Origin of the sequence: Pseudomonas sp. BBP2017, assembly GCF_003024385.1 — a bacterium.
Classification (GTDB): Bacteria; Pseudomonadota; Gammaproteobacteria; order Pseudomonadales; family Pseudomonadaceae; genus Aquipseudomonas.
The window spans coordinates 1-13,305 of sequence record NZ_PVZN01000034.1 but is presented as its reverse complement, the minus strand read 5'-3'; the positions used below and the strand labels follow the sequence as shown (position 1 = coordinate 13,305).

General features: G+C 57.7%; 9 protein-coding genes and 1 rRNA gene. 3 read left to right on the top strand and 7 right to left on the bottom strand.

The genetic code is table 11. The features are described 5' to 3' along the window. Positions 1 to 188: 188 nt before the first annotated feature. A 5S ribosomal RNA gene (gene rrf, locus C6382_RS23570) occupies positions 189 to 304 on the top strand. Between the two features lie 62 nt (positions 305 to 366). Here the strand turns inward: rrf and C6382_RS23565 are convergent. The 5 genes from C6382_RS23565 to C6382_RS23545 all read right to left on the bottom strand — a co-directional run bounded on the left by C6382_RS23565 (position 367) and on the right by C6382_RS23545 (position 7,373). Next, a complete protein-coding gene (locus C6382_RS23565) occupies positions 367 to 834 on the bottom strand; it encodes an SRPBCC family protein (protein WP_107026707.1) in 468 nt (155 codons plus the stop codon). A 30-nt stretch (positions 835 to 864) separates the two neighbouring features. Further along, the gene (locus tag C6382_RS23560) at positions 865 to 4,320 is read right to left on the bottom strand and encodes an amino acid adenylation domain-containing protein (protein WP_107026706.1); all 3,456 of its coding nucleotides are present in this window, start codon (positions 4,318 to 4,320) and stop codon (positions 865 to 867) included. Next, a complete protein-coding gene (locus C6382_RS23555) occupies positions 4,317 to 5,264 on the bottom strand; it encodes a diiron oxygenase (RefSeq protein WP_107026705.1) in 948 nt (315 codons plus the stop codon). The genes C6382_RS23560 and C6382_RS23555 overlap by 4 nt, the downstream gene beginning before the upstream one ends. After that, the gene (locus C6382_RS23550; protein ID WP_107026704.1) at positions 5,261 to 6,037 is read right to left on the bottom strand and encodes a DUF3050 domain-containing protein; all 777 of its coding nucleotides are present in this window, start codon (positions 6,035 to 6,037) and stop codon (positions 5,261 to 5,263) included. The genes C6382_RS23555 and C6382_RS23550 overlap by 4 nt, the downstream gene beginning before the upstream one ends. Before the next feature lie 643 nt (positions 6,038 to 6,680). After that, the gene (locus C6382_RS23545) at positions 6,681 to 7,373 is read right to left on the bottom strand and encodes a GntR family transcriptional regulator (RefSeq protein ID WP_107026703.1); all 693 of its coding nucleotides are present in this window, start codon (positions 7,371 to 7,373) and stop codon (positions 6,681 to 6,683) included. A gap of 301 nt (positions 7,374 to 7,674) precedes the next feature. Between C6382_RS23545 and lapG the strand changes: the two genes are divergently transcribed. Next, entirely contained in the window at positions 7,675 to 8,337 is a 663-nt protein-coding gene (gene lapG, locus C6382_RS23540) for a cysteine protease LapG (RefSeq protein WP_371919660.1), read from the top strand. A gap of 10 nt (positions 8,338 to 8,347) precedes the next feature. Beyond that, positions 8,348 to 10,294: a cyclic di-GMP receptor LapD gene (lapD, locus tag C6382_RS23535; protein WP_107026702.1), complete on the top strand. Its 1,947-nt coding sequence runs from the start codon at positions 8,348 to 8,350 to the stop codon at positions 10,292 to 10,294. A gap of 37 nt (positions 10,295 to 10,331) precedes the next feature. Here the strand turns inward: lapD and C6382_RS23530 are convergent, their stop codons facing one another. Together C6382_RS23530 and C6382_RS24505 are read right to left on the bottom strand one after the other, a co-directional pair. Next, positions 10,332 to 10,676: a tryptophan synthase subunit beta gene (locus C6382_RS23530; protein ID WP_107026701.1), complete on the bottom strand. Its 345-nt coding sequence runs from the start codon at positions 10,674 to 10,676 to the stop codon at positions 10,332 to 10,334. A gap of 157 nt (positions 10,677 to 10,833) precedes the next feature. Beyond that, positions 10,834 to 13,305: immunoglobulin-like domain-containing protein (locus C6382_RS24505; RefSeq protein ID WP_146146928.1), on the bottom strand; the 2,472-nt coding region annotated here is incomplete at its 5' end.

The window sequence follows — 13,305 nt, the reverse complement described above, 5'->3', positions numbered from 1 at the left end:
CCCGAACTCAGCAGTGAAACGATGCATCGCCGATGGTAGTGTGGGGTTTCCCCATGTGAGAGTAGGTCATCGTCAAGATTAAATTCCGAAACCCCTATCTGCATATGCAGGTAGGGGTTTTGTCTTTAGAGTAGAAGCATCAAGAATTCGCTGGCACGTCGCTACAGACGGACCGGCACACAGAATTTCTTGACGACCATAGAGCATTGGAACCACCTGATCCCATCCCGAACTCAGCAGTGAAACGATGCATCGCCGATGGTAGTGTGGGGTTTCCCCATGTGAGAGTAGGTCATCGTCAAGATTCAATTCCAGAACCCCTGTCTGCGTTGCAGACAGGGGTTTTGTCTTTTCTGGCCTACCGCTTCAGCTCAGCAGATTGCGAACATTGTTCATAGCATCATCGGCAAAGCCCTGGAGAAACGCCTGAAACGCCGGCAGGGTATCGCTACCGCCCGTGTAAGGTTCAGCCTGGATGGTCCAGGTGGCGCGAGCGTGATGCTCACCCAGTGCCTCGACCTGCATGGCTGCCCATAAGTTGCCGATATTCAGGCTGGTGTAGATCAAACTCCAGGTCATGTACATGGCCTGCTCGTCGCGGGCATTGAGTTGTTCGATGACCACGTTGCCGTCTTTGAACAGCTTCTTGCGCACCGAGCGAACGCCGCTGCCAGTCATGTCGATGTGTGCAAGCGCCGGGATGAACAGCGCGAAGCCGGCAAAGTTGCCAACGATGTTCCAGACGCTGGCAGCGTGGGCGGCAACCTCGATGCTGGCAACCACCTGGCAGCCGTCCGGGTTGTGGATCAGGGTATCGGGTTGAAGTACTTTCATGCTGTGGATCTCCTGCGTGGGTTGTAGGGGTCAGATGAACTGGATGTCGTGCAGGTACTGGCAGCCGCGCTGCAGTAGTTCCGGGGTCTTGGCCGGGTAGCGGGAGCCCATGCGCTCAACGCCGATGCGGGCGTTGTTATGTTGGACGTTGGAGATGTCGCCGATGTCCTCGCCGAAGCCGTCGAGGTAAAAGCCCAGTACGTCGAACAACGCGTTGTCTCGATCGACTCGCCGTAGCTGGCGTTGCCACTGCGCCACACTGACCAGCTCGAAAGGGCGCTGGTGGTTGCGAAATGCCTGGACGTAGTCGCACCAGCTGAGGGGCTCGGGGTTGTGCAGATTGAACACGGCATGGTCGGCCTGGTAGCGGCTGCTATGGAAGGCGATGAAACGAGCAAGGAAATCCACCGGCATCAGGTCGAAGTTCAGCTCCAGTGCTGGTATCTGGCCCAGTTGCAACGACCCCTTGAGCATCAACATCAGGCGATTGCGTTGCGGTTGGCAGACGCCCGTATGGCTGTTGAAACTGATGTTCCCGGGGCGATACAGGTTTACCCACACGCCCTCGGCGCGAGCGCGCTGGAGAATGCGTTCGCCGACCCATTTGCTCAGGTTGTAACCGTTGCGCAGATAGATCGGAGGCGTTTGTGCCGCTTCTTGCTCAAGCACCTGGCCGTTGCTGTCGATGGCACTGCAAGCCGACAAGGTCGAGATAAAGTTGAAGATCTTCTTGCGTCGGCCTTCGCACAGGCGCAGGCATTCGAACAGCGGTTCGATGTTGTCGGCGGCCAGGGTCTGGTAGTCGAGCGCATGGTTGACCTGCGCCGCGTTGTGCAGCAGGGCGCCGTACTGGCTGTCGAGGTAGCAGTAATCGCTATCGCTCAGGCCCAGTTGTGGCAGGCGCAAGTCAGCGTCGAACACCTTCACTCGACTCAGGTCCAGTGTACCTAGCCGGTTTTCCTCCAGGGACTGAAGGAAGCGCTCATGGGCCGATTGCTGCTCATTGCGCCGAACCAGGCAGGCCACTTCGCTGGCGCCCCATTGCAGTAGGGCTTCGACCAGGTGAACACCGAGGAAGCTATTGGCACCGGTGACGATCACCTTATGCACATCGCCCAGTCGCGCCAATGGTTGAATGACCAGCTGCAGCTCACGACGGGCATCGCGTTCGGTCTGGGGATCGAGAGCACTGCTGATTGATGCTTCAGGGCTGACCAGTTGCGCGAGTCGTTGCAGGGTCGGCATCTCGATAAAGCGGTTGATCGGGATGCCGCAACCGAACTGTTCACGTACCTCCAGTAGCAAGCGGGACAGCAGGATGGAATGGCCACCCAGGCTGAAAAAGCTGTCGTCGGTGGCGATTTCCGCCTCGGACAAGTCCAGCAGCTTGCTCCACAAGGCTCGCAGACGTGATTCAGTGGGGTTGCTCGGGGTCAGGCGCTGTTGGGGCTGTAGCAGCCCTAGAGGCAGCTTCAGCAGTGCCTGGCGATCTACCTTGCCGTTGGCGGTGTAGGGCATCTGCTTCAGCAGCTGGTAGAAAGTCGGACGCATATAGTCCGGCAGGTGATGTTCGGCATATTCACGTAAGGCCACTTCATCCGGCTTGCTCTGGGGCTGGGCGGCGAAGACCAGGATTCGCCGCTGTTCATCGATGACCACTGCCAACTGGCGGAACAATCCACTGTTGCGCAAGCAGTGCTCGATCTCTTCTGGCTCGACCCGAAAGCCGCGGATCTTCACTTGATTGTCACGTCGACCACACAGTTCGATGCCATCAGCTGTCCATTTGCCGATGTCGCCGGTGCGGTACAGACGCCGGTTGCTCCCGTCGGCGAATGTCAGTTGCAGGAAGCATTCGTCACTCAAGGCGGGGTTGTTCAGGTAGCCCAGGCCGACGCCAGGACCGTCGATGTACAGCTCGCCGGGTTGTTGCTCGGCGACTGGCTGTAGGTCCTGATCGAGGATCAACACACGGGTGTTGGCGATGGGACGACCCAGGTTGCGGGGATTGTCGCCAGCCTGGAGTACCCGGCTGGTCGCCAGCACCGTGGTTTCGGTCGGCCCGTAGATGTTGTGCAGCTGACACTGTCCGGCCAGTTGAGCGATCACCGCCGGTTCGCAAACGTCACCACCGGTGATCAAGTGACTCAGGCCCAGAGGCTGCTCAAGTGGCAGGATGCTCAACAGCGCGGGGGGCAGGAAGGCATGGCTGACCCCTTGCTGGTGGATCAGCGTCAGTAGTTGCTGCGGGTCACGTCGCTGGTCTTCACTGGGTACCACCAGCTCGGCGCCGCAAATCAACGTGGGCAGAATATCCAGCAGCGAAGCATCGAAGCCTATGGTTGAGAACTGCAGTACCCGGTTGTGCTGGTTGAGCCGAACATGGGCGGCATACCAGGCCTGGAAATGGCTGAGGTTGCGCTGGCTTAACAGCACACCTTTAGGCTGGCCTGTAGTGCCCGAGGTGTAGATGGCCGCGCAGGGGGCATTCATGGCCGGGCGCTGGAGCATCAGCGCTGGCAGGGGGCTTTCCAGGTCGGTAGGCAGCTGATGTACGTTCAGCGTCGGCAGACTGGAGTCATCAGCGTCGAACTGGCCATCATGCAGCAGCGCACTGGCCCTTGCATCGCGCAGGATGTGCCTCAGGCGTTGCGCCGGTTGGCTTGGGTCCAATGGCAGGTACACCGCTGCGCAGCCGAGTACGGCGAGCAGGCTGGCGTAGAGCGCTGACGACTTGCTCAGGCAGACACCGATCACGCTGCTGCGTTGCGGATCAGCAACTGCAGGCAGCATACGCAGCAGTTGTTGCTGGATAACCGCAGCCTGAGCGTGCAGTTGCCGATAATCGATGCGCTGGCCGTTCAGGTTCAGTGCTGGCTCATGCGCATGGCTACATAAGCTGCGATCCAGCTGCTCGATCAGCGAGACTTCGGCCTGCTCCAACAGCGCCAGGTCCGTGGTCTGGTTGAAACGGTGAAACAACGCCAGCTGCTCCAGCCAGTCCAGGCTTTGTTCGTGGTCATACGGCCCTGAGTTGATGGTCGGGGCTTCGCGCAAATGCCCAGGGTTAAGGGCGAAGCGGCTGACGTGCAGGGCGACCAACGCCTGTAGGGCGTCCATTGCTTGCACGCGTAATTGCTGGCCGTTGCCCGATGTATCGACTGTCAGTGCCTGACGGTCGATCAGGCGCTGGGTGGTGACGCTGCCGGCCCAGCACAACAGATCAAGCTGCGGCAGGTCATGACCGGGCAGTTGGCTGACACCCAGGCGCAGACTCAGTAGTGCACGCGCGTGCAAGTTGCTCCAGACTGCTGGATCAAGCGTCAGGCTACCATCGTCGATGACCAGTTCAGGCTGCCCTGTATGCTGCTCCAGCGCCTGGGCGCTGGAGGCCTGGAATATGTCATGGCCGTGTTGCTCAAGCGCTTGGCAGACATTGGTCAGCGCCGGGGTGGCGCCGATCAACAGTATTTCGAGACGTCTCATGACACCCTCCTTGGTTCGGGCAGGTAGTGCGTCAGTGCACGTTGCACACAAGGTGAATCGAGCATGGAGCTGCTGTGCAGAAAGCGCAGGATGTTGCCTAGCAGCGGATGCTGGTGATTGATCGGGTAGGCTATGGCGAGCACTTCCTCACGCAGCGCCTGGCGTACCGAGGGGGCTACGGCCAGGTGATCGATAAGCGTGAAATCGAAGGTTTTCTGGATCTCGTTGGTCAGGTACTGCTCGAGAAACACCGGGAGAATTTCGGCGATGCACTGGCGATCCGTCTGCGTAGCGCTTTGCCAGTAGATCCGCGTCAAGCGCGCCCAGAACATCGAATGACGCCCTTCATCGAGCAGGTGATCGGCCATCAGCCCTTTGACCGAGGGTTTGACCGTGTCATCGCGGGCGAAGGCGGCAACGTCGTCAGTCAGGGTGTTCTCGGCAATGCCGACACAGATCAGCTCCAGGGCATCGCGCAGGTGCGCTGGCGCCAGGGCCAATGCCGCCGGGATGGCGCGGCTGAGCTCGATTTCCGTGGGCAGGCTGATCGGTTCGATAGCGGTCAGGGCAATGGTCTGTTGCATGAAGTCCATCGCTACCAAGGCGTGGTAGTCCTCGTCGACCACTACACTCATCGCGTCATAGCGACAGGCGAAGGGAAAGCGGATGGCGAAGCGGTCCTTGGCGATTCGGCGCGCGGTGCGATCAACGATTTCGGTTTCGAAGATCACCACGTCGTTGATGAACTTGTAGAGGCTCTGCACCAGGGCCAGGTCGCGCAACTGCGGGCATTCGCGTAAAAAACTCGCAGTCAGCACCAACGGCTGGCGGCTGAGCGGATAGATCAGGCGCTGATCATCCTCGACCATGCGTCTGGGCCGAGTGCGGATGGTTGCCCGGCTCTCCCAGGTATCGGCGAAGGACTGATAGTCGGAGGCGTTCATACACTGACCTCGACCTTGGGAGTGTGCATTGACAGACGTAGGCGATCCCACAGGGCAATACGGCTTTGCACCGCAGCAATGGCCGCTTCGTAAACCTGCTGCTCACGATGTGGGTCGTGCTGGACCAGACGGGCGAGCAATTGCTCGGCAGCCGGGCCGTGGTCTTCGGCATCCACTTCGATATGCCGTTGCAGGTAGTAGCGAAAGGTCGGTGCCTGCTCGCCAGTGATGCCCCAGTCATCAAGGATGCGCTGGAACATCCCCGGGATGACGCTTTCGCGCCCGTGCAGGAACGCTGCGGCAACGCTGTGCGCCGGTGCATTGAGGGCGATGTCGAGGGTGTGGCAGACAAACTGCCGGGCTGCATCGCTGGCTTCGGCCTGTTGCAATGCGCTGGCATAGCCGATGCCTTTACGTTGCAGGCTGACGAAGCGTTCGATGGCCTGGGTGCTGGCGCCTACTTCTCGCATGGCGTCCAGATACAATTCGAAGTGGCTGTAATGACCGTGATCGAGGCGCTCATCAGACTCTTCACCCAGCACGATCTCATTGATCAGGCGTGCGGCTTTCGGGTCTTGCGGGGGGAGCCAGGGCAGATGAACGCAGGTCAGTTCCTGTTGCAGGCGTTTGGTCAGTGACATGAAGTCCCAGACGGCAAATACATGGGTTTCCATGAACCGTTGAAGTACCGGCAGTGAATGGATCTCGGCAAAAATCGGATGCTTGGAAAGTTGTTCTTTGTAATACGCCAGTGTCGATTCATATGTGGTCATAATGTTCCCTCATCAGCACGTAGTGATTGGCTGGCTGCTTGTTTGTTACAGCGCTTTATCTATTTTCCGACGAGCAAGTACCTCGATTGCAAAGTCGATAAAATGCTTCGGGTGTTTTGCCAGGGCCTATGGCGGCAGGCGTGTATAGGGGCTGCAAGCAGGTTGTGGCTCGCTTGTGGCTGGCGATTGAAACGTTAGAACAACTTTCGAGTTTGGCGCAATAAATTTAGTGAATATATTTGCGCTGTATTATTTTTAAATATACGTGCCCTGAATAAAACGCTCCGTAAAGGTTTTATTGGTATGTAAGTGCTCCTTCCGACAATTAAGAGTCAGAATTAAAACTTCATGAGTGAATGCCTCACTCGGAGCACTACTGGGGGCAGGGCTATTAGGGTATGGGTTCGGTGGGCAGCTGATCGGTATCGGTCCTTGCCCGGCAACTGGCTCCTTCTGCATGTTCTGGACGAGCAACCGACCTGGTCCGCCTGGATGGCGATCAGCGGTCGTTGCGTGAACTAGAGTGTGCCGAAAACGCGGGCGCTGCCATGTCTGGCTGAAGGGGCAAGGGGGGAAGACAGAGGGTTTGGGCAGCCATCACACCTGAATGATGGCCACCCCTGCGCAGCTCAGGGGCTCGGGATCACTCTACCGATCGACTGTTCAGGTAGGCTTTTATGGTTTTCGCTGCGGTGTTCAGGTGGCGCTCAAGCACCCTGATGGCGTCATCGACCGACTTGTCGTTGGCCGCATCGACCAAGCCGTTGTGGTCGTCCTGGGTCAGTTTACCCAGGCCCATCGAGGACAGGTGAAAACGCAGGAAGCGTTCTTCTTCGTTGAGCTCGATTTCAATCAGGTGCAACAGCTTCTTGTTAGTGGCCTTGCTGTACAGACTCATGTGAAACAGGCGATTCAGGCGCCCGATTTCTGCATGCCGGGTTTCGTTTTCCAGTTGACTGATGTAGCTGCGGGCAAGGGCGATATCGTCAGCATCAAGCAGGGGAATCGACTGACGCAGTGCTTCGGATTCCAGAAGTACTCGCAGCGCATAAGTGTCCACGGCATCTTCACCGATCAGCGGCGCCACCACGGCGCCTTTGTGAGCCACCACCTGCAGCAACGACTGCGCTTCAAGTTGGCGCAGGGCTTCACGCACCGGCATGCGGCTGACCCCGAACAATGTCGCCAGCTCCTGCTGGCGCAGGGCTCGGCCAGGTGGCAGTCGACCATCGAGGATAGCGCTGCGCAACCGCTCTTCAATCACACTACGAGCCAGGTGCGGCGGCACTTGCTCGCTGCCCAGTATTTCGCTCAAAGGTCTGGATTTTTCGGTCACGCTTTACGTTGTCCTTAATGTCGAATTGCTTTGATCATTGGATCCAATCACCCTAGTTAGTGCAGGAGTCCTTGTCAAACCGCGCTACCGCGGCAGTAGTTGCTATCGTGAATGAAGTTTTTCTCCAAGGGAAGTCGAGCCGACGTACTGGGTTCGGGGGCTGGCGATAGGCGGGCAGTCTGATGTTGCGGTGATTGTAAGGTGCCATTGTTTTTTAATGGGCAAGGCCGCACCATCGGTGCTTTTCCACAGGTCTGCGCAGGTTTTCGCATTGGCGATACGTTGGGCTGTTCACTTGACCATGCGTCGGCTTGGCCTTGCCGTGATGTTCGGCTGCCTGCTGTTGGGCAGCTTGCAGGCCGATTGGGACTTTTCCCAGATCAGCCGGCGTGCCCAGTCGCTATACGGGCCGTTAGGCGCGGGGCAAGGCCGCATCGATGCCTGGCAGAACCTGCTGGCGACAGAGAAGCAGGGCCGCGAAACCGAGCAGCTCAAACGGGTCAACCTGTTCTTCAATCGCCAATTGCGTTATGTCGAGGACATCGACCTGTGGCGTGAAGTCGATTACTGGGCAACGCCTATACAGGCCTTGATCAAGGGACAGGGCGATTGCGAGGACTATGCTATCGCCAAGTACTTCAGTCTGCGGCGCATGGGGGTCCCGGCGGAAAAACTGCGCATCACCTACGTTAAGGCGCTGCGCCAGAACCGCGCGCACATGGTCCTGACCTACTATTCGAGCCCCAATGCCATGCCACTGGTGCTCGACAGCCTGATGGACGCGATCAAGCCCGCCAGTGAGCGTGCCGACTTGTTGCCGGTCTATTCCTTCAACGGTGAAGGCCTGTGGCTGACCGGTGCTGCGGGCAATAAAAAAGTCGGCGACACCAAACGCTTGTCGCGTTGGCAGGATCTATTGAAAAAGATGCAGGCCGAAGGTTTCCCGGCCGAACCGGTTTACTAAAGGAGCACAGATGTCCCTGTTCAAACAATTGCTGCTTGCCATCTGCCTGTTCCTGGTAGTCGCGTTCAGCGGCAGCTTCATGGTCAGCCTGGAAAGCTCGCGTAGCCAGTACGTCAACCAGCTGCGTTCGCACGCCCAGGATGCGGCTACTGCACTGGCACTGTCGCTGACACCGAACATCGACGATCCGGCGATGGTCGAACTGATGGTCAGTTCGATTTTCGACAGCGGTTACTACTCAAGCATCAAGGTTATCGATGTGGGCTCCAATGCCGTGCTGGTGGAGCGTCACGCCGAGGCTGATGCCAACGGAGTGCCGGCGTGGTTCATTCGCCTGATCGGCCTTGAAGCCGCCGGTGGCGATGCGATTGTCAGCCGCGGCTGGCAACAGGCGGCGCGGGTTGAGGTGGTCAGCCATCCGATGTTCGCCTTGGCCAAGCTTTGGCAGAGCGCCTTGGGCAGCCTGGGCTGGTTGCTGTTGTGTGGTGCTTTGAGCGCAGTGCTCGGTGCCCTGTTGCTGCATCGGCAACTCAAGCCGCTGGACTACATGGTGGCGCAGTCTCAGGCCATTGCCCGCCGCGAGTTCCTCAGCCTGCCTGATCTACCCAGCACTCCTGAATTGCGCCGGGTGGTCCAGGCCATGAATCAGATGGTCGAGAAGCTTATGGCGCTGTTCAAGGAACAGACCGAGCGCAGTGAAAAACTGCGGGTCGAGTCCTATCAGGACAGCCTGACCGGCCTGGCCAACCGGCGCTATTTCGAGATGCAGCTCAATGCCCAGGTCAGCAACATCGAAGAGGCCCGGCCGGGTTACCTGTTGCTGCTGCGGGTCAAGGATCTGGCCGGGCTCAACCAGCGCCTCGGTGGTCAACGCACTGATCAATTGCTTCAGGCCGTCGGCCAGCAATTGCAGCGCACCTGCGCCAACTATCCGGAAACCAACAACCTGATCACCCGCAGCCGTGGCGGTGAATTCGCCGTGCTGGCGCCCGGTCTGGTGCACGAAGAAGCGGTGCAGCTGGCCCAGGCCCTGGAAGTGACCCTGCAGAGTCTGGCCGACACCGGCGCCACCGATGTCACGCCGGTGGCCTGCATTGGCATGGCGCCCTACAGTCCGGGTGATGCGCCTCAGGCCCTGCTGAAGCTCGCAGACGAGGCCCTGGCCCGGGCCGAGAACCAGGTGGAGCCGGGCTGGGTCTGTCTGGAGCAAGGTACTGCGCCGCAGGCGGGCGATACTCACCATGCCTGGCACCAACTGCTCGATGAGGCGCTGCAGCAAGGGCGCTTTCAGCTGTTCTTCCAGCCGGTGGTGGCCAGCAATGCGCCGGAACAGGTGTTGCACTACAAAGTTATTTCGCGGGTGCTGGATGCTCAGGGGCAGGCGATTGCCGCCGGACGTTTCCTGCCCTGGCTGGAGCGCTTTGGCTGGTCGGCGCGACTCGATGTACTGATGCTTGAGCAGGTACTCAAACATATGCAGAACCATACCGAGTCTTTGGCCTTGAACCTGTCGGCAGCCACCCTGGCCGACCCTGGTGCATTGCAGCGGGTCTATGAGCTGCTTGGTCAGCACCCGGCGCTGGGATCGCGGCTGACCCTGGAGATTGGCGAAGAACAACTGCCCGACCAGGCTGTGCTCGAACAATTGACCCGGCGTTTGCATGCGCTTGGTTTCAGCCTGAGCCTGCAGCGCTTTGGCGGACGTTTCAGCATGATCGGTAACCTGGCTCACCTGGGGCTGGCGTACCTGAAGATCGACGGCAGCTACATTCGCGCTATCGACCAGGAGCGCCACAAGCGCTTGTTCATCGAAGCGATCCAGCGCGCAGCACACAGTATTGATCTGCCGCTGATTGCCGAGCGGGTCGAAACCGAAGGTGAGCTAAAAGTATTGCGCGAGATGGGGATCCAGGGTGTTCAGGGACGCCTTGTGGGCGAGCCGACACCCTGGCGTTGATGCAAGTGAATTCAGGCCCGTCGCGGGCCGGCGCGACTCAGATCAGGCCGCCGTTCTCTTCGCTGTCATCGATCAGGTTGGTCAGTCCACCCAGCACCTGGCGGGCATTTGAGCGGCTGAGCAGCTTGGCCTGAGCACCGGCCGGCAGGTCTGTGATGCTGATCACGCCTTTGCTGGTCAGTACTTCAATCAAGTCCTCAAGCACCCGGATCATGTCCAGGTCGCTTTGTTTGAGCTGTTTGAGGCTGCTCTCGACAACGTCGTCGGCGAACCAATCCTGGACCTCGGCATGGTCGGCCGGCAACATCTCCGTATACTCGGCGTAGGGTGCGGCCTCTACCCGGACCAGTTGGCCCTGTGCATCGCGTTGCACGTAGAACATGGGGTATCCCTCTGAAGTGTCAGTCCGTATCCGCAGTCAGCAGCATAGGCCAAGCTGACCGGGCGTGCAGCCCGGCCAGCGAGTATGCGCTGTGACACGGTACAGGGAAAGTCCGAAGCGTTGCGCCAGCCGGGCATCGGCTGGCGCAGGCTATGGATCAACTGTTGGAGTGGTCGATCTTGATGGTCGGGTCGGCACCGCTCACCAGCGAGTTGATCGTGGTGTTGGCCCAGTTGACGCCTTCCAGCTTGATCGTCACATCGGCGTTGGCCAGGCCACCGGTGGTATTGAGCTTGCCTTCGGAACTGACCTGCAGGGTTGATTCGTTTTTGACCGTGGTGATCTTCAGGAAGTTTTCGATGGTGCTGGCCTTCTCGCCCTGAAGCAGGTCGCTCAGGTCCAACTTGTCATTGCCGTTGCCAAAGTTCTTGACCACATCAGCCGCAGGTACTTTCGTTGTTCCCTGGTCACCCTGGAGCCACAGGAACACATCGTCATCATCACCACCAAGCAAAGAGTCGTTGCCCTTGCCGCCGACCAGTACATCGTTGCCCTTGCCTGCATACAAGGTGTCATCGCCAGTGCCGGCCAGCAAGGTGTCGTTGCCGTCGGTGCCAGTCAATATATTGCCTGCTTGGTAGCTCAGATGGATATCTGCGGAATCACTGTTTCCATTTCCATTCAAGGTATAGGAGTCGTTGACATCTGGCATAGCATTTTGTGCGACACCACTGTAATCAATGTCCAGTGTTAATTCATATTCTTTACTGTTTTCAGTATTAGGGTTTTTCAGATAAATCTGATAACTGCCATCAGATTCCGCCTTGAAGCTGCCGCCGTCAATAATGCCATTCATGCCGCTTGTAGTATTATCGGACCCCATCCGATAATACATGGAAATATTATCTTCTCCATGAGTTAGGGTGACTATCTCCCCCTTCTTCAAGGTAACGGTAATCCAATCTTCGTCACGGGCATTGTGGTCATTTGACTTTCTCAAGAGCCCGTCAACTATAATGTGTGCCGTATTTTCTTCTGCAACATTAATGAAGTCTGAGCGTGAAATTGTCAGGCTGGAATTGTTATTGCCAGTAAAGGGCTTGTGGGTAACAGTACCCATGAACTCACTGCCTACAGCAGTCCATCCTGTGGCAATGGTTTTATCTGCAGTTTCTCCAGTCCCTCCCAAGATGTCATTGGCCTTCAATACCGCAGAGTCAACCTTGATTTCCGAGCTGGCGATATTGGTGATGATATTGTCATCCACTGCTTCCAGTCTGGTCCTATCCACGGTTAGTGTCAGGTCAGAGGGAAGGTCAACCCTTTCAAAATTGCCATCTACCGAAATAACCTTCGCGGTGAGGTCGGAGGAACCATCCGTGGTCACTGAAACTGTGCCGTGGCCATTGATATCCAGCGTCACTTCATAAATTTTCCCACCAATCTCCACTTTGGCGACTGGAAAGGTATTAATGAAATCATATTTGCTAGCATCTGGTGGATTGGATGTATTAATTTCAAACATCACATCGGTTTTACCCGAGATGCTACCGACACCTGCATCCACTACTTCCTTGTATTTAATGGAGTGAATCAGGTAGTCGTCATCCCTACCCACTGCTGAAAATTCTGCTTTTACAAATGTCAGTCCGCTGCCAGGTTCAAAGGTATAGGCCAAATCGACTTTATCAGAACCACCGGGTGCCTTTGCTGTCTTGGTGACTTTGCCATTGGCATCGTAATAAGTCACCAATGCCTGGGTATTCGATCCACCTCCCGAAACAATCGCATACCCCACAGATACACCCTTGGCATCGAAGAATTCCACCTTCGCGCTTTCAGAGTTGGCTCTCCAGGCGAACTGAACATCGAAGGTTTTCACTTCGTTGTTAAATACTACCGCGATTTTTTCACTGATCTTACTTTTACCGTCCGGGCTGCCATAGCCCAGTTCAGTGCTATCACCAGAGCCAGAGGTACTGCCCTGCACACCAAACCCGTCATGGGAGGTGCCTGTCACTTTCGAGATCTTGGCATCCTGGCCAGTGTTTCCTGTAGCAATCACCGTGAAACTGCCAGTTTTGTCGACGTTAGTGACATCAATGACGGAAGTCTTTGTGGCGATGGCGGTAATGGAAACATTCGTGACATTTAGGGTGTCGACCGCCGTCGAGGTTGCCGAGCCACTGCCGTCTTTGACTTCCAGCTTTTCAAAGCCCGGGCCGTTGACGCCGGTGATCGTGGCGGTCAGCTCGCTGCCGTCCTTGTAGACCTCTTCGCCGTTGCCAGCCGGAATGACCAGCGTGCCCGTGGTCTGGCCATCGGCGATGGTGATCAGCCCCTGGTCAGTGGTGATCGTGGTCACGCCTTGGGAGGCATGGCTCAGCGTGGCGGTGAAGATGTACTGCGCCGATGGGCCTTCGTCTTGTACCGAACCAGACAGGCTCACGGTCGCGACCGTCGTGGTATCGACCACCGTCGCGGTTGCCGAGCTGTTGCCGACTTCCAGCTTTTCAAAGCCAGGGCCGTTGACGCCGGTGATCGTGGCGGTCAGTTCGCTGCCGTCCTTGTAGGCGTCTTCGCCGTTGCCAGCCGGAACCGTCAGGGTGCCCGTGGTCTGACCATCGGC